This window comes from Burkholderia sp. Cy-637, assembly GCF_011753175.1.
GTDB lineage: Bacteria > Pseudomonadota > Gammaproteobacteria > Burkholderiales > Burkholderiaceae > Burkholderia > Burkholderia gladioli.
In genome coordinates, this window is sequence record NZ_VWWC01000047.1 from 13,417 (window position 1) to 34,182 (window position 20,766).

Annotated in this window: 16 protein-coding genes; 8 read left to right on the forward strand and 8 right to left on the reverse strand. The window is 67.8% G+C overall.

All coding sequences use genetic code 11. From position 1 onward, the window contains the following. Window positions 1–143: 143 nt before the first annotated feature. The 5 genes from F3J10_RS15120 (at window position 144) to purU (ending at window position 5,385) form a co-directional block, all read left to right on the forward strand. On the forward strand, window positions 144–2,144 hold the full coding sequence (locus F3J10_RS15120) for a monovalent cation:proton antiporter family protein (RefSeq protein WP_166911835.1): 2,001 nt from the start codon (window positions 144–146) through the stop codon (window positions 2,142–2,144). A gap of 123 nt (window positions 2,145–2,267) precedes the next feature. Further along, the gene (locus F3J10_RS15125; RefSeq protein ID WP_025096993.1) at window positions 2,268–2,834 is read left to right on the forward strand and encodes an adenine phosphoribosyltransferase; all 567 of its coding nucleotides are present in this window, start codon (window positions 2,268–2,270) and stop codon (window positions 2,832–2,834) included. A 110-nt stretch (window positions 2,835–2,944) separates the two neighbouring features. After that, the gene (locus tag F3J10_RS15130; RefSeq protein ID WP_123036050.1) at window positions 2,945–3,559 is read left to right on the forward strand and encodes a LysE family translocator; all 615 of its coding nucleotides are present in this window, start codon (window positions 2,945–2,947) and stop codon (window positions 3,557–3,559) included. 8 nt (window positions 3,560–3,567) lie between these two features. Next, on the forward strand, window positions 3,568–4,425 hold the full coding sequence (locus F3J10_RS15135; protein WP_167242395.1) for a DUF4743 domain-containing protein: 858 nt from the start codon (window positions 3,568–3,570) through the stop codon (window positions 4,423–4,425). Between the two features lie 78 nt (window positions 4,426–4,503). Next, entirely contained in the window at window positions 4,504–5,385 is an 882-nt protein-coding gene (gene purU, locus F3J10_RS15140; RefSeq protein ID WP_166911831.1) for a formyltetrahydrofolate deformylase, read from the forward strand. Between the two features lie 30 nt (window positions 5,386–5,415). Here the strand turns inward: purU and F3J10_RS15145 are convergent, their stop codons facing one another. Together F3J10_RS15145 and uvrA are read right to left on the reverse strand one after the other, a co-directional pair. Then, on the reverse strand, window positions 5,416–6,504 hold the full coding sequence (locus F3J10_RS15145) for an AI-2E family transporter (protein WP_025096989.1): 1,089 nt from the start codon (window positions 6,502–6,504) through the stop codon (window positions 5,416–5,418). A gap of 208 nt (window positions 6,505–6,712) precedes the next feature. Next, window positions 6,713–9,586, reverse strand: a complete 2,874-nt coding sequence (uvrA, locus tag F3J10_RS15150; protein ID WP_167242396.1) for an excinuclease ABC subunit UvrA — start codon at window positions 9,584–9,586, stop codon at window positions 6,713–6,715. Window positions 9,587–9,816: 230 nt separating this feature from the next. Here uvrA and F3J10_RS15155 point away from each other — a divergent pair, with 230 nt between their 5' ends. Together F3J10_RS15155 and F3J10_RS15160 are read left to right on the forward strand one after the other, a co-directional pair. Next, a complete protein-coding gene (locus F3J10_RS15155; RefSeq protein WP_025096987.1) occupies window positions 9,817–11,004 on the forward strand; it encodes an MFS transporter in 1,188 nt (395 codons plus the stop codon). 79 nt (window positions 11,005–11,083) lie between these two features. Continuing rightward, complete coding sequence (locus F3J10_RS15160) at window positions 11,084–11,686, forward strand: single-stranded DNA-binding protein (RefSeq protein WP_167242397.1); 603 nt, start codon at window positions 11,084–11,086, stop codon at window positions 11,684–11,686. A 168-nt stretch (window positions 11,687–11,854) separates the two neighbouring features. On the opposite strand, the gene F3J10_RS15165 is transcribed toward F3J10_RS15160, so the two are convergent. Then, window positions 11,855–12,826 carry a LysR family transcriptional regulator gene (locus tag F3J10_RS15165; RefSeq protein WP_167233365.1) on the reverse strand — a complete coding sequence of 324 codons (972 nt, stop codon included), beginning with the start codon at window positions 12,824–12,826 and terminating at the stop codon, window positions 11,855–11,857. Window positions 12,827–12,948: 122 nt separating this feature from the next. On the opposite strand from F3J10_RS15165, the gene F3J10_RS15170 reads away from it, so the two are divergent. Beyond that, window positions 12,949–14,496: an acetolactate synthase large subunit gene (locus F3J10_RS15170; protein WP_167242398.1), complete on the forward strand. Its 1,548-nt coding sequence runs from the start codon at window positions 12,949–12,951 to the stop codon at window positions 14,494–14,496. A gap of 54 nt (window positions 14,497–14,550) precedes the next feature. On the opposite strand, the gene F3J10_RS15175 is transcribed toward F3J10_RS15170, so the two are convergent. From F3J10_RS15175 to F3J10_RS15195, 5 genes are all read right to left on the reverse strand, one after another. Next, window positions 14,551–16,203 carry a bifunctional aspartate transaminase/aspartate 4-decarboxylase gene (locus tag F3J10_RS15175; protein ID WP_167242399.1) on the reverse strand — a complete coding sequence of 551 codons (1,653 nt, stop codon included), beginning with the start codon at window positions 16,201–16,203 and terminating at the stop codon, window positions 14,551–14,553. Window positions 16,204–16,296: 93 nt separating this feature from the next. Then, the gene (aspT, locus tag F3J10_RS15180; RefSeq protein WP_025096982.1) at window positions 16,297–17,982 is read right to left on the reverse strand and encodes an aspartate-alanine antiporter; all 1,686 of its coding nucleotides are present in this window, start codon (window positions 17,980–17,982) and stop codon (window positions 16,297–16,299) included. Window positions 17,983–18,542: 560 nt separating this feature from the next. Next, window positions 18,543–18,788, reverse strand: a complete 246-nt coding sequence (locus F3J10_RS15185; protein WP_167242400.1) for a DUF1427 family protein — start codon at window positions 18,786–18,788, stop codon at window positions 18,543–18,545. Window positions 18,789–18,871: 83 nt separating this feature from the next. Then, window positions 18,872–19,528: a hydrolase gene (locus tag F3J10_RS15190; protein WP_167242401.1), complete on the reverse strand. Its 657-nt coding sequence runs from the start codon at window positions 19,526–19,528 to the stop codon at window positions 18,872–18,874. A 197-nt stretch (window positions 19,529–19,725) separates the two neighbouring features. Then, entirely contained in the window at window positions 19,726–20,640 is a 915-nt protein-coding gene (locus F3J10_RS15195; RefSeq protein WP_205194270.1) for a LysR family transcriptional regulator, read from the reverse strand. Window positions 20,641–20,766: the final 126 nt, after the last annotated feature.

Here is a 20,766-nt window from a genome sequence, read left to right on the forward strand (position 1 = left end):
TAGCAAAGGCGTTTGTTCGCCGCGCCGGGCGCCAGGACCGCGCTCCCGACGGAGTCATGTCCTCGCCCACCGCGCCGCCCCCGGGGCGGCACCACCCGCGTCCGCCTGCCGCGACGCCCTGACGAACGAGGACTCTTTTGCACGTGATTTCCCCGCTCGAAATGACGCTCCTGCTGCTGCTGGCTTCAGTGGTGGGCGTGGTCGTGTTCCGCTCGCTGAACCTGCCGCCGATGCTCGGCTACCTGACCGTCGGCATCGTGGTCGGCCCGCACGCGCTCGGTTTCGCGGGCGACCTCGAACGCGCCGAGCACCTGGCCGAGTTCGGCGTGGTGTTCCTGATGTTCTCGATCGGCCTGGAGTTCTCGCTGGCCAAGCTGCGGGCGATGCAGAGGCTGGTGTTCGGGCTCGGGCTGATGCAGGTGGTGGTCACGCTGGCGGTGGCGGTGCTGCTCGGTTTCGTCTTCGAGCGCTGGGTGCACATCACCTGGCAGGGCAGCGTCGCGCTGGGCGGCGCGCTGGCGATGTCCTCGACCGCGATCGTCTCGAAGATGCTGGCCGAGCGGCTCGAGATCGAGACCGCGCACGGGCGCAACATCTTCGGCGTGCTGCTGTTCCAGGACCTGGCCGTGGTGCCGCTGCTGATCGTGATCTCGGCCTTCGGCGGCGAATCCTCGAAGGACCTGATGGTCACCCTGGGCCTGGCGGCGGTGAAGATCGTGATCGCGCTGGCGCTGCTGCTGTTCGTCGGCCAGAAGTTCATGACGCGCTGGTTCAACGTGGTGGCGCGGCGCCGCTCCCAGGAACTGTTCGTGCTCAACCTGCTGCTGGTCACGCTCGGCGCGGCCTTCATCACCGACCGCTTCGGGCTGTCGCTGGCGCTGGGCGCCTTCATCGCCGGCATGCTGATCTCGGAGACGCCTTACCGGCACCAGGTGGAGGAGGACATCAAGCCGTTCCGCGACGTGCTGCTCGGCCTGTTCTTCGTCACCACCGGGATGCTGCTGGACCCGCGCGTGATCTGGACCCACCCGTTCCTGGTGATCGGCTTCTTCGTCGGCCAGGTCGGCCTGAAGGCGGCCACCATCACCGGCCTGGCGCGCCTGTTCGGCGCCGCGCCGGGCGTGGCGATGCGCACCGGGCTGGGCCTCGCGCAGGCCGGCGAGTTCGGCTTCGTGATGCTGAACCTGATCCTCGACCGCCACCTGGTCGACAGCACCCTGCTGCAGGCGATCCTGGCCTCGATGCTGCTGTCGATGCTGGCCGCGCCGTTCCTGATCCAGAACGCCGACCGGATCGTGATGCGCCTGTCCTCGACCGAATGGATGCAGCAGTCGCTGCAGATGACGCGCATCGCCACCCAGAGCCTCAAGCAGCAAGGCCACGTGATCATCTGCGGCTACGGCCGCGCGGGCCAGAACCTGGCGCGCATGCTCGAACAGGAAGGCATCGCCTATGTCGCGCTCGATCTCGACCCGGATCGCGTGACGGCCGCGGCCGCGGCCGGCGAATCGGTGGTGTTCGGCGACGCGGCGCGCCGCGAATCGCTGCTGGCCGCCGGTATCCACCGCGCCGCGGCGGTCGCCGTCACCTACGCGAACACGCCTTCGGCGCTGCGCGTGCTGCACAACGTCCACGAGCTCGAGCCCAGCCTGCCGGCGATCGTGCGCACGGTCGACGACGCCGACCTGGAAAAGCTGCTGGCGGCCGGCGCCACCGAGGTGATCCCGGAAATCGTCGAGGGCAGCCTGATGCTGGCCTCGCACACGCTGGTGCTGATGGGCGTGCCGATGCGGCGCGTGGTGCGCCGCGTGGAGGAGATGCGCGACGAGCGCTACAGCCTGCTGCGCGGCTATTTCCGCGGCGCCGACGACGCGGACGACGACGACCACGAGCAGGTGCGGCTACAATCGATGCCGGTCGACGCGCGCTCGGACGCGGTCGGCCGCTCCCTCGAGGAAGTCGGGCTCTACGCGCTCGGTCTCGAGGTCACGGCGATCCGCCGCCATGGCATCCGTGGCGTCGAGCCGGACCCGGAAACCAAGCTGCGCGCGGCCGACATCCTGGTGCTGCGCGGCTTGCCGGAGGCGCTGTCGATGGCCGAGGAACGGCTGTCGCGCCATCGCCGCGAGGGTTCCGCCGCCTGATCGTCCCGCCGGCCGCCACCCGCGGCGCAGGCGGGATCGACGGTTTCGACCCCGTCATTTCTTTCAATTTGCTTGTCATGAACGGCGCGCGGGCCCACGTGCGCCGTTTTTTCGGAGAAGTTCATGAGCCACCAGCCATCGGGCGTGTCGCCCGATCCCGCCGAGTTCGTCCGCCGCCACGTGCGCACGGTGCCGGACTGGCCGCAGCCGGGCGTGCAGTTCCGCGACATCACCCCGATCCTGCAGAGCGCGAAGGCGCTGCGCGTGCTGGTCGACCTGCTGGTCGAGCGCTATGTGGAGGCCAAGCTCGACTACGTGGCGGGGCTCGACGCGCGCGGCTTCATCATCGCGCCGATCGTGGCCTACGAGCTCGGCGTCGGCTTCGTGCCGATCCGCAAGCTCGGCAAGCTGCCCTACAAGACCCAGTCCGAATCCTACGAGCTCGAATACGGCAACGCGACCGTCGAGATCCACGAGGATGCCTGCAAGCCCGGCGACCGCGTGATCATCGTCGACGACCTGATCGCCACCGGCGGCACCATGATGGCCGGCAAGAAGCTGCTCGAACGGCTCGGCGCGACCGTGGTGGAAGGCGCGGCGATCATCGACCTGCCGGAGCTGGGCGGCTCGGCGCTGCTGCGCGGCGCCGGCCTGCCGCTCTATACGGTCACCGAGTTCTCGGGCCACTGAGCCCGCGCCCGGCAGGCCCGCAGGCTTGCCGGGATCGCGTCGCGCTCGCGTGCCGCCCGCGCGATGCGTCATCGATTCGTTTCTCCCTCTCGTTCCAGCGAGCCCTTGCCATGCCGAACTTCCTGCTGTTCCTCGCCGCCTCGATCGCGATCACGGTCGCGCCCGGTCCCGACAACCTCCAGGTGCTCGCGCGCGGCATCTCGCAGGGCCGCGCCGCGGGTCTGGTGGCCGCGCTCGGCTTCTCGGCCGGGGTGCTGTTCCACACCACGCTGGCCGCGTTCGGCGTGGCCGCGCTGCTGCGGTCCTCGCCGGTGGCCTTCCATATCCTGAAGTTCGCGGGCGCGGCCTACCTGATCTGGATCGGCATCAAGGCGCTGCGCAGCCAGGGGCTGGCCACCGCCGACACGCGTCCTGCGCAGCCGCTCGCCACGATCTTCCGCCAGAGCGTGATCGGCAACATGCTCAATCCCAAGGTGACGCTGTTCTTCGTGGTGTTCCTGCCGCAGTTCGTCGACGTGCACGGCGGCCAGGCGGTTTCGCTGCAGATGTTCGAGCTCGGCGTGCTGTTCATGCTGCAGTCGGCCGTGGTGTTCTCGATCTTCGGCCTGGGCGCGGGCGTGCTGGGCGCCTGGCTCAAGCGCCGGCCGCGCGCCGGCGTCTGGCTGGACCGGCTGGCGGGCGCGACCTTCATCGGCCTGGGCCTGCGCATCGCCCTCAAGGACTGAGGCCGGCGATGCGCTTCCCCTGCCTTGCCGCCGCGCGCCGCTTCGATGCCGGCGCCCATCTGCCCTTCGTGATCGCCGGCCAGCAGGTCGGCTGGATTCGGCGCGGCGACGTCGCCGCGCTGGCCCGCTGGCCTGACGTGTTCGAGATCGATGCGCGGCGTGTGATGCTGGCCGAGACGCTCGACACGCCCGATACGCGCAGCATGGCGCTGGCCAGCGTGATCGGCGCGCTGGCCGCCGAGGGGCGGATTCCGGGCTGGCGCAACGAGATCTACGCGATCCGCAACGAATTCGACGCGCCGCCGCTGGCCTATATCGAGCGCGCCGCCTCGCGCTTGTTCGGCACCATGACCTACGCGGTGCACCTGAACGGCATCGTAGAATACGCGGCCGCGCAGCCGCTGCGGATGTGGATCGGCCGGCGCAGCGAGAGCAAGGCCACCGACCCGGGCATGCTCGACAACGTGGTGGCGGGCGGGATCGGCTGGGGCCTCGGCATCGAGGACACGCTCGCCAAGGAATGCTGGGAAGAAGCCGGCATCCCGGCCGCGCTGGCCGCGCGCGCGATCGCGGGACGCACCGTGCACGTGCTCTGCGAGATCCCGGAAGGCACCCAGGCCGAGCAGATCTTCGTCTACGACCTGCCGCTGCCGGCCGATTTCGTGCCGCGCAACCAGGACGGCGAGGTGGCCGAGCACCGGCTGGCCGGCGCCGATGAGGTGATCCGCTGGCTCGAGGCCGGCCAGGCCACCATGGACGCGAGCCTGGCGATCCTCGACAGCCTGCTGCGCCATCGCGCCCTGGCGCCCGGCGCGGTACCCGGCATCGACGCGCTGTTCGCGGCGCCGCCAGGCGCGGCGGCCTGAACGCTTCAAGCGACGCTCGCCGGCCTGCCGCGCGAGCGCCGAACGGATTCAATCGATTGGAATGATGGAGGTGCGGTCATGTCGACCGACCATAGCTTTATCCTGAAACTGTCCTGCCCCGACAAGCACGGCATCGTGCATGCCGTCTCGGGTTTCCTGTTCGAACGCGATACCAACATCGTCGATTCGGCCCAGTTCGGCGACAGCCGCACCGGCGAATTCTTCATGCGCGTGCATTTCGACCAGACCACCAACAGCGACGCCGAGTCGACGCTCGAGACCCTGCGCAACGAATTCGCGCCGCTCGCCGAGCGTTTCGCGATGCATTGGGAGATGCACGACGCACTGAAGAAGCCGCGCGTGGTGATCCTGGTCTCGAAGATCGGCCACTGCCTGAACGACCTGCTGTTCCGCTATCGCACCGGCCAGCTGCCGATCGAGATCGCCGCGATCGTCTCGAACCACAAGGACTTCTACCAGTTGGCGGCCAGCTACGACGTGCCCTTCCACCACTTCCCGCTGGCCGCGGGCGCCTCGGCCGAAGCCAAGGCCGCGCAGGAAGCGCGCGTGCTGGAGGTGATCGGCGAGCATGCGACCGACCTGGTGGTGCTGGCGCGCTACATGCAGATCCTCTCGCCGCAGCTCTGCGAGCAACTGGCCGGCCGCGCGATCAACATCCATCACTCGTTCCTGCCCAGCTTCAAGGGCGCCAAGCCCTACTACCAGGCCTTCGACCGCGGCGTGAAGCTGATCGGCGCGACCGCGCACTACGTGACGACCGACCTCGACGAAGGTCCGATCATCGAGCAGGAAGTGGAACGCGTGGACCACAGCATGACGCCGGAGCAGCTCACCGCGATCGGCCGCGACGTCGAATGCGTGACGCTCGCGCGCGCCGTGAAATGGCACGTCGAGCATCGCATCCTGTTGAACGGCACGAAGACGGTCGTGTTCCGTTGAGCGTGAGGCGGGCGGCCGCGATGGCCGCCCTCAGATCAGGCGCAGCGTGGCCAGCTCGCGCTTGATGTAGGCATAGAAGATCGGCGCGGCGATCACGCCCGGCACGCCGAAGGCCGCTTCCATCACCAGCATGGCGAGCAGCAATTCCCAGGCCCGCGACTCGATCTGGCCGCCGATGATGCGCGCGTTCAGGAAGTATTCGAGCTTGTGGATCAGGATCAGGAAGGTCAGCGAGGCGATCGCGGTGCCCACCCCCACCGACAGCGACACCGCCACGATCAGCGTGTTCGAGATCAGGTTGCCGATCACCGGCAGCAGCCCGACGATGAAGGTCACCAGCACCAGGGTCTTGGCGAGCGGCATCTTCACGTGCACCACCGGCAGCACCGCGAGCAGGTAGATGGCGGTGAAGGTGGCGTTGATCGCCGAGATCTTGATCTGCGCGAACACGATGCGGCGGAACGCTTCCGCGAAGGCCCCGACCCGCCCCAGCAGCGCCGTGGTGAGCGGGCGGCGCGCCTTGTTGCGATCGACGCCGATCGCGATCATCGCGCCGATGATCATCCCGAACAGCACATGGCCGAAGATCCGCGCGGCGCTCTTGCCGCCCTGCTGGAGCTGGTCCATGTGCTTGGACATCAGGCCGGTGGCCTTCAGCTTCATCTGCGCGGCGTCCACCGGCAGCACGTTGGCCACCCAGCCCGGCACGCGCCCGCGCGCCTGGTCGACCAGCTGCATGACCTGGCCCATCAGGCCCTGGAGATTCGGCACGGTGTGCTCGACGTGATCGATCACGGCGGCCGTGAGCCCGGCCAGGCCGCCCACGATCACCACCGAGAGCAGCACCACCGCCAGCCAGCGCGCGCGCCCGCTCGACATGTGACGCTCGATGACGGGGGCGATGGCATGGACCAGCTGGTAGACGAGCAGCCCGGCCAGCAGGCCGGACAGCAGATGAAGATGGAGCACCAGGAACAGGCCGGCGAGGGCGAGGAGGTAGCTGCCGATCTCGATCGCCGACAGCTTGGGCAGGCTGAAATCGCTGGTCAGCCTGACACTGCGCAGATGAGGCTCGCGCGACGGGTTGGCGTCGCGTGTCGTCTCGGTTTGCTTCTCCATGAGGTTTCCTGTTTCCGGCAGGCCGGTTCGCGCGCTGTGGACAGGCGCGCGTCGCCCGCATCGCGCGAGTATAGCAACGATTGGTGACCGAAAAAGCCGGTGCGGATACCGAGTGACGGGGGCGGAACGCGCCGCGCGCGGCGGCGGTGGCGGGGCCGGCCGACGCGATTCCGGCCGGACCGGATCGCGCGGCGGATGCAGAGGTGGCTTACTTCTTCTTGTCGCGCTTGAGCAGCGGGGCGAGATAGCGGCCGGTGAAGCTGGCCTTGGTCTTGGCGACCTGCTCGGGCGTGCCCTGGGCGATGATCTGGCCGCCGCCGGCGCCGCCTTCCGGGCCCAGGTCGATGACCCAGTCGGCCGTCTTGATGACGTCGAGGTTGTGCTCGATGATCACCACCGTATTGCCCTGGTCGCGCAGCCGGTGGATCACCTCCAGCAGCAGGGCGATGTCGTGGAAGTGCAGGCCGGTGGTCGGCTCGTCGAGGATGTAGAGGGTGCGGCCGGTATCGCGCTTGGACAGTTCCAGCGAGAGCTTGACGCGCTGCGCCTCGCCGCCCGACAGCGTGGTGGCCGACTGGCCCAGGCGGATGTAGCCGAGCCCGACGTCGAGCAGGGTCTTGAGCTTGCGCGCCACCACCGGCACCGCGCTGAAGAACTCGTAGGCGTGCTCGACCGTCATGTCCAGCACTTCGCTGATGTTCTTGCCCTTGTACAGCACCTCCAGCGTCTCGCGGTTGTAGCGCTTGCCGTGGCAGACGTCGCAGGGCACGTAGACGTCGGGCAGGAAGTGCATCTCGACCTTCAGCATGCCGTCGCCCTGGCAGGACTCGCAGCGCCCGCCCTTGACGTTGAACGAGAAGCGGCCCGGATCGTAGCCGCGCTCCTTGGAGGACGGCACGCCCGCGAACAGCTCGCGGATCGGCGTGAACAGGCCCGTGTAGGTGGCCGGGTTCGAGCGCGGCGTGCGGCCGATCGGCGATTGATCGACGTTGATCACCTTGTCGAAGTGCTCCAGGCCCTCGAGCGACTCGTAAGGCGCGGGCTCCGCCGAGGAACCATACAGGTGGCGCGCCACCGCCTGGTAGAGCGTGTCGTTGATCAGGGTCGACTTGCCCGAGCCGGAAACGCCGGTGATGCAGGTCAGCAGGCCGACCGGCAGTTCCAGGTCGACGTGCTTGAGGTTGTTACCGTGCGCGTCGCCGATCCGCAGCATGCGGTCCTCGTCGGGCGCGATGCGCTCGTCCGGGTATTCGATGATCTTCTTGCCGGCCAGGTACTGGCCCGTCAGCGAGGCGCTGCTGGCCTGCACCTGCTTGGGCGTGCCCTCGGCGATCACCACCCCGCCGTGCTCGCCGGCGCCGGGGCCCATGTCGACCACGTAGTCGGCGGTGCGGATCATGTCCTCGTCGTGCTCGACCACGATCACCGAGTTGCCGAGGTCGCGCAGGTGCTTGAGGGTGGCGATCAGGCGGTCGTTGTCGCGCTGGTGCAGGCCGATCGAGGGCTCGTCGAGCACGTACATCACGCCGGTCAGGCCCGAGCCGATCTGCGAGGCGAGCCGGATGCGCTGCGCCTCGCCGCCCGACAGGGTTTCGGCGCTGCGTTCGAGCGAGAGGTAGTCGAGGCCGACGTTGTTGAGGAAGGTGAGCCGCGCGACGATCTCCTGGATCACCTTGTCGGCGATCTCGCGCTTGGCGCCGTCCAGCGTCAGGCCGTCGAAGTAGCCGAGCGTGTCGCGCAGCGGCCAGCCGCTGACTTCATAGATGGCGCGCGCCTGCTCGCCGCTGCCCACGCGCACGAAGCGCGCCTCGCGGCGCAGGCGCGTGCCGTCGCAGGACGGGCAGGGCTGGTTGTTCTGGTATTTGGCCAGTTCCTCGCGCACCGCGGCCGAATCGGTCTCGCGGTAGCGGCGCTCCAGGTTCGGGATGATCCCCTCGAACACGTGCTCGCGAATCGAGGTGCGGCCGCGCTCGTTGATGTACGAGAAGGGGATGGTCTGCTTGCCCGAGCCGTAGAGCAGGATCTTGCGGACCTTTTCCGGCAGGTCCTCGAAGGCCGCGTCGATGTCGAACTCGTAGAACGCCGCCAGGCTCTGCAGCATCTGGAAGTAGAACTGGTTGCGCCGGTCCCAGCCCTTCACCGCGCCGGCCGCCAGCGACAGCGAGGGATGGGCCACCACCCGCTTCGGATCGAAGAAGGTGATCTGGCCCAGGCCGTCGCATTCCGGGCAGGCGCCCATCGGGTTGTTGAACGAGAACAGGCGCGGCTCGAGCTCCTGCAGCGAATAGGAGCAGATCGGGCAGGCGAACTTCGAGCTGAACAGGTGCTCCTGGTCGGTATCCATCTCGAGCGCGATGGCGCGGCCGTCGGCCAGGCGCAGCGCCGTCTCGAACGATTCCGCCAGGCGCTGCTTCATGTCGGCGCGCACTTTCAGGCGGTCCACCACCACGTCGATGGTGTGCTTGTCGTTCTTCTTCAGCTTGGGCAGCGACTCGACCTCGTAGATCTTCGCCACGCCCTCGTTGGCCGTGCCGCCGCCCGAGCGCACCCGGAAGCGCACGAAACCCTGCGCCTGCATCTCCTCGAACAGCTCGGCATGCTCGCCCTTGCGGTTCGCGACCACCGGGGCGAGGATCATCAGCTTGGTTTCCTCCGGCAGCGCCAGCGCCGCGTCCACCATCTGCGACACGCTCTGCGCCTCGAGCGGGATCTCGTGGTCGGGGCAATAGGGCGTGCCGACGCGTGCGTACAAAAGTCGCAGGTAGTCGTGGATTTCCGTCACGGTGCCGACGGTCGAACGCGGGTTGTGCGAGGTCGCCTTCTGCTCGATCGAGATCGCCGGGGAGAGCCCCTCGATCAGGTCGACGTCGGGTTTCTCCATCAGCTGGAGGAACTGCCGCGCGTAGGCGGACAGGCTCTCGACGTAGCGCCGCTGCCCTTCTGCATAAAGGGTGTCGAACGCGAGCGAGGATTTGCCGGATCCCGACAGGCCCGTAATGACGACCAGTTTGTGGCGCGGCAGGTCGAGATTGACGTTCTTCAGGTTGTGGGTGCGGGCCCCACGGATACGGATCTGTTCCATGAACCTGGCGAAAGAGGAGGAAACCAAACCTGCTACTATAACGGCTTTTCGAGACCGTCGTTTCAGGCCCCCCAGGCCGCGATTCCGCCTGCAGCGCAGCGGGTTCGGGGCACGTGAGACGCACCTTGCCGGTGCGTTCGCGGCGAGCCGGCGGCGGCGCTCGGAGCCGGCTGGATTCCCGCCGCCCGCGAGCCGGGCGGATGCCGCTCAATACCGACAAGCTTCCCCCGATGTCCAATCCGTCAGCTTCCCCCGTTCGCATGAGCGCGCCCGAACTGCGCGCGACTACCTCGCTCGCGGCGATCTTCGCGCTGCGCATGCTGGGGCTGTTCATGATCATGCCGGTGTTTTCGGTCTATGCGAAAACCATCCCCGGCGGCGACAACGTCCTGCTGGTCGGCATCGCGCTGGGCGCCTACGGCGTCACGCAATCGCTGCTCTATATCTTCTACGGCTGGGCTTCCGACCGGTTCGGCCGCAAGCCGGTGATCGCCTTCGGCCTGCTGGTGTTCGCGCTGGGCGCCTTCATCGCCGCCTTCGCCCACGACATCACCTGGATCATCGTCGGGCGCGTCGTGCAGGGAATGGGGGCCGTATCCTCGGCCGTGCTGGCCTTCATCGCCGACCTGACCTCGGAGCAGAACCGCACCAAGGCGATGGCGATGGTGGGCGGCTCGATCGGCGTGTCGTTCGCGGTGGCGATCGTCGGCGCGCCGATCGTGTTCCACTGGGTGGGCATGAGCGGCCTGTTCACCATCGTCGGCGTGTTGTCGCTGCTGGCGATCGGCGTGGTGCTGTGGGTGGTGCCCGACGCGCCGAAGCCGGTGCACGTGAAGGCGCCGTTCTCGGAGGTGCTGCACAACGTCGAGCTGCTGCGCCTGAACTTCGGCGTGCTGGTGCTGCATGCCACCCAGACGGCGCTGTTCCTGGTGGTGCCGCGCCTGCTGGTGGATGCCGGCCTGCCGGTGGCCTCGCACTGGCAGGTGTACCTGCCGGTGATGGGCCTGTCCTTCGTGGCGATGGTGCCGGCCATCATCGTGGCCGAGAAGCGCGGCAAGATGAAGCCGGTGCTGCTCGGCGGCGTGGCGGCTATCCTGATCGGCCAATTGCTGCTCGGCTCCACCCCGCATACGATTGTGATCGTCGCGGCCGTGCTGTTCGTCTACTTCCTCGGTTTCAACATCCTCGAGGCCTCGCAGCCCTCGCTGGTATCGAAGCTCGCGCCGGGTTCGCGCAAGGGCGCGGCCACCGGCGTCTACAACACCACGCAGTCGATCGGCCTGGCGCTGGGCGGCGTGGTGGGCGGCTGGCTGCTCAAGACGGGCGGCGCCAACGAGGTGTTCTATGCGTGCTCGGCCCTGGTGGCCGTGTGGCTTATAATCGCCGCCAGCATGAAGCCGCCGCCGCGCAAGGCCTGAGGGCGCCGCGCCGCTGCTGTTTCAGGCCGGCCGCCGCGGCGGTTCCGCCCGGCCGGCATCGAATCTTTTGGAGAAATACATGGCATCCGTCAACAAGGTCATTCTCGTCGGCAACCTGGGCGCCGACCCCGAAGTGCGCTACCTGCCGAGCGGCGACGCGGTGGCGAACATCCGCCTCGCGACGACCGATCGTTACAAGGACAAGGCCAGCAACGAGTTCAAGGAAGTGACCGAGTGGCACCGCGTGGCGTTCTTCGGCCGGCTGGCCGAGATCGTCAACGAGTACCTGAAGAAGGGCTCGGCGGTGTACATCGAAGGGCGCCTGCGCACGCGCAAGTGGCAAGGCCAGGACGGCCAGGATCGTTATTCGACGGAAATCGTCGCCGACCAGATGCAGATGCTCGGCGGCCGCGGCGGCGCGGGCGGCGGCGGTGGTGGTGGTGGTGGTGACGATGGCTACGGTGGTGGCGGCGGCGGTGGTTACGGCGGCGGCCCCGGCGGTGGGGGTGGTGGGTACGGCGGCGGCCGCGGCGGCGACATGGCGCGCGGCGGTGGCGGCGGTGGCCGTGCCTCGGGCGGTGGCGGCGCGCGCAGCGGTGGCGGCGGTGGCGGTTCCAGCCGTCCGAGCCAGCCGGCCAGCGGCGGCGGCTTCGACGAGATGGACGACGATATTCCGTTCTGAGTCTCCCCGAGCGGAAACGCCAGAAAAGATGAACCCCGCCTTCGTGCGGGGTTTCTTTTTATCCGCGGGATTCGGCCTGTCTGGGAAATCGACGCGAGGATGTCGTTGACGACGTCTGCCGAGACAGCAGGCAAAATCCACGCCGAACCGCCGGGCGGCTGCGCCGACTCAAGCCTTGATCCTGCTTCTCGCCTTCGGCTGCGCATCCTCGAAATACTCCGCATCCCTGGCCAGCGCGGCCGGAATCTCCTGCTTCAGCAATTCCACCCATTCGCGCGTCTTCACATCGACGAAATGCCGTGAAGGCGTCAGCAGGAACACGCCGATCTCGGGCGACTGCCAGCGCGGCAGCACGCGCACCAGGGTGCCGCGCTTGAGCGCGTCGACCACGTTGTAGCGCGGCAGCAGGGCGATGCCCAGGCCGCCGAGCGCGCCTTGCAGGACGACTTCCGGGATATCGCCCAGCACCGGGCCGATCGGCGACAGGATCTCGAGCGTCTTGCCGTCCGACAGTTCCCAGTTCGACGAGATCGAAGGATTCAGCAGCCTCAGGCAGGCATGCCCGGCAAGCTCCCGCGGCGTCTTCGGAACGCCGTGGGCCGCCAGGTATTTCGGCGCCGCGCAGAGCACCGCCGAGGTGACGCCCAGGCGCTGCGCGATCATGCCCGAATCGGGCAGGTGCTGGGAGAGATAGACGCTGACGTCGACGCCGCCCGCCAGCAGGTCGGGCACGTATTGCGACGCGCTGTATTCCAGGTTGACGCGCGGAAACCGCGCACAGAACTTCGGCACCAGCGGCACCACGTAGCGGTTGCCGAAGCTGGTCATGCACATCACCCGCAGCCGCCCTGCCGGCTGCGTCGAGATCCCCGCCACGTTGTTCTCGGCCTGCGCGACCAGATCGAGGATGGTCCTCGCCTCCTTCACGTATTGCTCGCCGACGCTGGTGAGCGCCAGCTTGCGCGTGGTCCGGTGCAGCAGCTTGCTCTGCAGCCGGTTCTCCAGCTCCGACACCAGCCGCGAGATCTGCGCGGTGGTCAGGTGCATCTGTTCGCCGGCGGCCGTGAAGCTGCCGGCGTCGACCACGCGGACCAGCGCGGACATCGCGTGCAGCAGGCCATTGTCGAGATTCTTGCGCATGACGTAACAAAGATAGCGATAGTTGAATCTATTTCGATATTACGCGCCCTCATAGGATTCAGCCATGTGGAGTCGCGGCGGTCCCGCGCGGCTCCGGTTCCACGGCTAGGAGTCGACTCATCATGAATGGCGCAGAAAGTCTGTTGCGCTCGCTGATCGCGAGCGATGTGAAGGTGTGTTTCGCGAACCCGGGCACCTCGGAGATGCATTTCGTGGCCGCGCTCGACCAGGTCGAGGGCATGCGGCCGATACTCGGGCTGTTCGAGGGCGTGGTGACCGGTGCCGCCGACGGCTACGGCCGGATGACGGGCCGGCCGGCCTGCACGCTGCTGCACCTCGGCCCGGGCCTGGCGAACGGGCTGGCGAACCTCCACAACGCGCGCAAGGCCCAGACGCCGATCGTAAACATCGTCGGCGACCACGCCGCTTCGCACATGCGCTACGACGCGCCCTTGTCGTCGGACCTGGTCGGTTTCGCGCGGCCGGTTTCGGCCTGGATCCACACCTCGACCAGCGCGCTGACGGTGGGCGCCGACGCGGCCCGGGCCGTGCAGGCCTCGCTCGAAGCGCCGGGCCGGATCGCGACCCTGGTGCTGCCCGCCGATACCGCCTGGGATCCGGCCGACGCGGTCGCGCCGGCCCTGCCGAAGCCGGTGCGCGCCCAGGCCTCGCCGCAGAATGTCGAGCGCATCGCCAGGATGATTCGCGGCGCCAGACGCCCGGTGATGCTGATCCGCGGCGAGGGCCTGCAGGAGCGCGGCCTGCGCGCGGCCGGCAAGATCGCGGCCCGGGCGGGGGTTCGCCTCATGTGCGATACCTTCTTCCCGCGCATGCAGCGAGGCGCCGGCCGCGTCGCGGTCGAGCGCATGCCGTATTTCGCCGAGCAGGTCGCGCAGACGCTCGCCGGCACCGACCTGATCGTGCTGGTCGGCGCGCAGGCACCGGTGAGCTTCTTCGCCTATCCCGACAAGCCGAGCTGGCTGACCCCGGAGCAGTGCCGTCTCGCGGTGCTGTCGCATCCGCACGAGGACGGCGTCGCCGCGCTCGAGTCGCTGGTCGATGCGCTCGGTGCCCAGGCCGCGGTCGGCGCCACGGTTGCCACGCGGCCCTTCGAGGTCCGGCGCGACGGCCCGCTCGACGCGGTCTCGATCATGCAGGTGGTGGCCAGGCATCTGCCGGAGCAGGCCATCGTCGCCGACGAATCGATCTCGTCGGGCTTCGCGCACTATCCGCTGACCGAGCCCGCGGCGCCGCACGATTTCCTCAATCTCACCGGCGGCGCGATCGGCAGCATGATGGCGGTCTCCACCGGCGCGGGCATCGCCTGTCCCGAGCGCAAGGTGGTCAACCTGCAGGGCGACGGCAGCGCGATGTACATTCTCCAGTCGCTGTGGACGCAGGCGCGCGAGCATGTCGACGTCACCACCGTGATCTACGCGAACCGCGCTTATCGGATCCTCGACAACGAGCTCGCGCGCGTGGGCGCATCTCCGGACGGCGCGCTGGCGGCCTCGATGTTCGATCTCGACAACCCCGCGCTGGACTGGGTGGCGCTGGCGAAAGGCATGGGCGTGGAAGCGCTCAGCGTGGAGACGCCGGCCGCCTTCGAGGCGGCCTTCGCCGATGCGATGAAGCAGCGCGGGCCGCGCCTGATCGAATGCGTGATCTGAGACGCGGGCGGCTTCCCATGGGTCGTGGCCGCCCGCCTTGGAAGGCGATGAGGATTACTTCACGGTTTCGGTATCGAGCTTCCTGCCCGTATCGGCATTGAAGCGCTCGACGTATTCCTCGATCAGCCTGCGCAGCGCCTTGCCGATCTTGCGGTAATCCGATTCGTTGAGGTTCGCCAGCGACACGCGCCCCGAGGGATGCGCGGTGCCGAATCCGCGGCCCGGCAGCAGCACCACGCGCGCATCGCTGGCCAGCCGGAACAGCAGCTCCGAAGGCTCGGTGTTCTCGAACAACCAGTCGACGAACTCGCGTCCGAAGGCCCGTTCGCCGAGGAATTCCAGATCGAGGATCGTGTAGTAGTCGACCTGGTTCGGATCGTCGTCCTCGAACGAGATGCCCACTTCCTCGTAGAGCGCGCGCTTGCGGCTGCGAATCAGCCGCTTGAGCGCGTTCTTGTAGGCATCGGGCGTGTCCATCAGCGAGAACAACGAGAACAGCACCATCTGCACCTGCTGCGGCGTCGAGAGGCCGGCCGTGTGATTGAGCGCCACGGTGCGGCTGTCGGCTACCAGGCGATCGATGAACTTCAGCGAGTCGGGGTCGGTGGTGATCGACTCGTAGCGCGTATGCAGTTCGCGCTTCACCGCCTTCGGCAGCTCGCCGATCAGGCGGTCGAGCACGTTGTCGCGATGCGTCGCGATGGTGCCCAGGCGCCAGCCCGTCGCGCCGAAATACTTGGAGTACGAATAGACCAGGATGGTGTTCTTCGGCGCGAGCGCGAACAGGGAGACGAAATCGTCGGCGAAGGTGCCGTAGACGTCGTCGGTCAGCAGCACCAGGTCGGGGCGCTCCTCGACGATGCTGGCGATATAGCGCAGGCTCTCGTCGCTGATCTTCACCGAGGGCGGGTTGCTCGGGTTGACCAGGAAGAAGGCCTTGACCTTCGGGTCGCGCAGCTTGTCGAGCTCCTCGTTCGAGTACTGCCAGTTGTTCTCGACCGAGGCGTTCAGGTTGACGACGTTCAGCTGGTAGTCGTTGAGCTTGGGGATCTCGATGTAGGGCGTGAAGATCGGCATGCCCAGCGCGATCGTGTCGCCCGGCTGGATCAGCCGGTTCTCGCGCATCGTGTTGAAGATGTAGGTCATCGCGGCGGTGCCGCCCTCGACCGCGAACACGTCGAACTCGCCGACGAAGGGATGCTTGCCGATCATTTCGCGGCGCAGGTACTGGCCGACGATCTGCTCGGAGAGCGTCAGCATGCGATCGGGAACCGGGTAGTTGGCGCCGAGGATGCCCTCGCACATCTCGTAGAGGAAATCGCCGGCCGACAGGCCGAGCTGGTCGCGCACGTAGGACACGGCGCCGCGCAGGAAGCCGATGCCGGGCTTGTCCTTCTCCTCGCGCAGGAACAGCTCGAAGCGCTCGACGATGCCCTCGTGCTTGGGAAAGCCGCCGATGCCTTCCGGCATGTAGGCGAACGAGCGCTCGGCCTCGCGCATCGCGAACAGGCCGAGCTGCCAGAAGCCGTGGCGCGGGATGGTGGCGAGGAAGTTCGGGTTGCCGCGCCCGGCATTGAGCATGGTCGCATTGGCCGGGCGCGCCACCGCCGCGCCGCCGGCCGCCTTGATCAGTTCGTCCTTCAGCTCGAACGGGCTGAGCGCCGCGAATTTGGCCCGGTCGTCCTGCTTGTTCCTGCGTTTCGCCATGATACGGACTCCATCCTAGGTGACTGCCTGGGCACGCCCTCTGGTGGCCGGTGCCGCCGGCACAGTGGAAAACGAAAATCGAAGCGTCCTCGCTCAGACCAGGCCGACGACCAGCGGTCCCAGCAGGGTCAGCAGCACGTTGGCGATCGCATAGGTGATCGCGAACGGCACGGTCGGCACGGCGCTCTCTGCCTTGTCGAGCACGCCGCCGAAGGCGGGATTGGCGCTGCGCGAGCCGCTCAGCGCGCCGGCCAGGATCGCCGCGTTGCGGTAGCGCAGCACGTAGCGGCCGAACAGCATGGTCAGGATCAAGGGGAACAGGGTGACGAACACGCCGAGCAGGAAGATCGTCAGGCCGCTCTGCTTGACCGTGGCCACCGCCTGCAGCCCGGAGTTCAGGCCGACCACGGCGACGAACACGGCGAGCCCGAAGTCCTGCAGCAGCCGCGAGGCGGCCGAGGGCATCACGCCGTACATCGGATGCTTGCCGCGCATCCAGCCGAACAGCAGGCCCGCGAGCAGGCAGCCGCCGCCGGAGCCGAGCGTGAGCGGTATGCCCGCCAGGTTCACCACGATCAGGCCGAGCAGCAGCCCGACCACCAGCCCGACGCCCATGTAGATGAAGTCGGTCTTGTTGGTATAGGGCAGTTCGTAGCCGGTTTCGTCGGCAGCCCGCCTGGTGTCCTGCGGCGATCCGTAGAAGGTCACCACGTCGCCGTGCATCAGCTCGGTCTCGGGCAAGATCGGCAGCGGCTGGCCCGCGCGCGTCACGCCCTGGATGAACACGCCGTGGCGCAGGTCGCGATCGACATTGGCGCGTACCGCCGCGATCGTCGTGTGGTTCATGCCCTTGCGCGTGAACACGGCCTGGCGCGTCTGCATCACCGCGCCGAAGCCGTCGCCGCCGGGCAGTTCGTCGCCGATGGTGGCGGCCGCATCGATGATGCCTTCGCGACGGCCGACCAGCAGCACCACGTCGTCGGCTCGCAGCATCACGTCGGGACGCGGCTCGACCGCCTTGCCGGCGCGCCGGATCTTCTCGATCGTCAGGAAGTCCTGGTGCGCGACCTCGATCTCCTTCACGGTGCGCCCGGCGCCGCCGCGCACGCGGTACATGCGCCCGATCAGTTCCGGCAGCACGGCGACCTGTCCCGCGGCCGGCGCGGGCCTGCCGCCGGCCAGCGCCTGCTCGGCATCGAGCGCGGCCTCGCGCAGCCCCTGGCCCATGAACTTCGGCAGCACGTTCACGCAGACGATGATCGCGCCGAGCGAGCCGAACACATAGGTGACCGCGTAGGCGATGGCGACATCGGCCTGCATCGACTTGACCTGGTCGGCCGGCAGGCCGAGCCTGGCGATCGCGTCGCCGGCCGTGCCGATGATGGCCGACTGGGTCAGCGCGCCGCCCGCGAGGCCTGCCGCGAGTCCCTTGTTCAGGTGGAACAGCTTCGCGCAGACGATCACCGTGACCAGCGCGGAGACGGCCAGGAACACCGCCATGGCGATCTCGCGCAGCGAATTGCGATTCAGGGAATTGAAGAAGCCGGGACCCGAGTCGTAACCGACGGCATAGATGAAGACCGCGAACATCACGGTCTTCACGCCGTCGTCGATGGTCACGCCGGCCTGGCTGATCACCACGGCCGCGAGCAGCGAGCCGCCGACGCCGCCGAGCTGGAACTTGCCGAAGTTGATCTGGCCGATGAAGTAGCCGGCCGCCAGCGACAGGAACAGCGCGATATCGGGGGACTTCTGAAGGATGTCGTGAATCCAGTTCATGGTGTCCTCGTGCGAAATGGAGAAGGCGCCGCGTCGACCTCGGCGGGTCGCTCGGTGGCGAGAAGGCAGTCGTAAGGTGGGGTCTCCCTGATGAGTAGGCCGCGGTGTCGGCCACGGATGGCCGCCGCGCGGGATCGGGAGATATCCGGCGCGAACGGCGACAGGCGGACAGGCAGCGGAATGCTCGTCACGGATGAACAATGGCTCGGTAAGAAAAACGATTCCACGGAAATGCCGAACAACATTCCGTCGTGATCCGATACCGGCTGCATCGAGCCCGCGCGATCCTCGCGTCTCGATGTTCATTGCCTCGATGCCTGTCGCGCAGGCGTGCCTTGATCGGGACGGCCCTGATCCCCGCCGCATGCTTCATGGCCGACGCTGCCGGCCATGCCTCGTGCAGTCATGCCTGGCCTGGGCGATGCATCGCCTCTCGCGCCGGCATTTTCGAGATAATGATCGCGGGCTAATTGCGTTGTCAACCGGCGAATCGGCGAGGGTTTGACCGGGATTCCGCCGGTGATGAGATGGTGGGACGCGGGAGGGGATCGGCGCGCGAGTCAGCGTTTGTCGTGTCGGCGCAGGTCGGCCGTGGAGGTGCCGCGAGCGGGTTCGGCAGCGGCGGCCGTGGTGCGGCTGCCGTCGTGCAGCAGGCGCTGCGCACACGGCAGCGCCTGCTCGCCGATCAGGATTCCCAACAAACCCGCCAGCGCGATGGCCGGCGGAGCCGGCGAGCGCACCTGCAGCAGCGAGTAGATGCCGCCGACCAGCAGGCCGGCGGCGAGCGAGAGCAGATAAGGTTTCATGCGGCTTGCCTTGCCATGGAGCGACGATCTTCAACGTCGGCCCGCCAGGCCGCGGGGTTTGCGGCGAGGTGGGCCACGGCCGCTCAACGCGCGGCTTGCGAATCGAACATGGTCTTGACGTAGCTGATGCCGACGCCGAACGCGCCGCCCAGTCGCATCGCGATGCCGGTGGTGATGTCGTAGGTTTCCGCGCGTGCCCAGTCGCGCTGCAGTTCGAGCAGATAGGTGAGCGACGTGATCGGCCGCGCGCCGGCCTGGATCATGCGCTCGACCGCGCGCTCGTGCGCCTCCAGCGAGCAGTCGCCGCAGGCATCGGTGACCACGTAGACCTCGAAGCCCTGTTCGAGCGCGGATACCACCGGGCCATTGCAGCACACGGAAGTCCACAGGCCGGCGATCACCAGCCGGTTCTTGCCGACCGCGTTGATGCGCGCGATGAAGTTCTCGTCTTCCCAGGCATTGGAGGTCGTGCGATCGGTGACCTCGGCGTCCGGAAAGGCTTCGGTGATCTCGCTGAAGAGCGGGCCGGCGAAGCTGTCGCGCGAGATCGTCGAGATGATGGTGGGCACCCCGAAGCCCTTCGCCGCGTGGGCGAGGATGCCCGCGTTCGCGCGCAGGTTGGTGATGTCGATCGACTTGGTGTTGAAGGCCATCTGCGACTGGTGGTCGACCAGGAGCAGGGCGTGGTCGTGCGGGCTCAACAGCGAGCTGGCGGGCTTGGCGATCGCGTGAATGCTCATTGCATACCTCTTGGAAACGGTGGGGCGGTTGAATGCGGCCGATGGCCTGCGAAATACCGGTGACGCGTCGCGCTGTCGGCGTGTCATCGATCTCGCGAAAATTCTAGGGAGCCGCCTCGTCCCCGAGGGTGCGATTGCGCGCATCCGGCTCCGCGCGAATGCACGGAGCCGCGTCATGCGTTCGCCTTCGACGCGTGCTAGGCGCGTCCCTTGCCCTCGATGAAATCGCGTTGCCGCAGGATCGCGTCGGCGCAATGGCGCATGAAGGCGCTGACGCGCCCCGACTTGCGGATGTCGGGATGCGTGAGCAGCCACAGCTCGTCATGGACCTCGGGAATCACGGGGCTGATGCGCACCAGGCCGCTGACCAGGTCGCCGTGCATGCAGGGCAGGAAGCCGATGCCGAGTCCGGCATGGATGGCGGCGACCACGCCCGCCACCGAATCGCTGCGGAACACGATCTGCTCGCGCGGCACGCGCGCGTTGACGTAGTCGAAGGCCTTGAGCCCGGCCAGCTCCTTGCCGTAGGACACCCATTGACGCTGGTAGAGCGCCTCGACCTCGAGCGGCTCGCCGACATGGTCGAGGCGGCGACCATAGATCGCCCAGGCCACGGTCGCGACCTTGCGGCCGAGCAGGTTCTCGGGCGGCGTCAGGGTGGCGCGAAACGCGATATCGGAATCGCCGCGCGCGAGGTTCAGCGCCTTGTTGCCGACCCGCATCTCGATCTGCACGCCGGGATGGCGGGCCCGGAAGTCGGCGATGATCGGCGTGACGAAGTCGAGCACCAGGGCATCGCTGGTGGTGACGCGCAGGATGCCTTTGTGGCTGTGGACGTGCCCCGAGACGCGCCGCACCAGGCTCAGCACGTCGAGTTCGATGCGCGAGGCCAGCGCGACCACCTCGCTGCCGGCGGCGGTCGTCGCATAGGCGTTGCGGCGCCGGTCGAACAGCACGGTGCCGAGTGCCTGCTCGATGGCGGCCAGGCGCCGCGAAATGGTCGAATGATTGAGGCCGAGCGCGGCGGCCGCCGCGACGATGCTGCCGTGATCGGCGATCGCCTTGACGATCCTCAGGTCGTCCCAGGAGGGTTTTTGAAACAGGTCCGTCATGATGCTCCTCGAAGCGCGACAGGGGTTGACCATGATAGGTCGAGCCGCCCGCCGGGACAGGAGGGTCGCATGGGGTCGCGGCCGGGCGCGCTCATCAATAGCACGCGCCCGTTGCGCCGTGGTCCG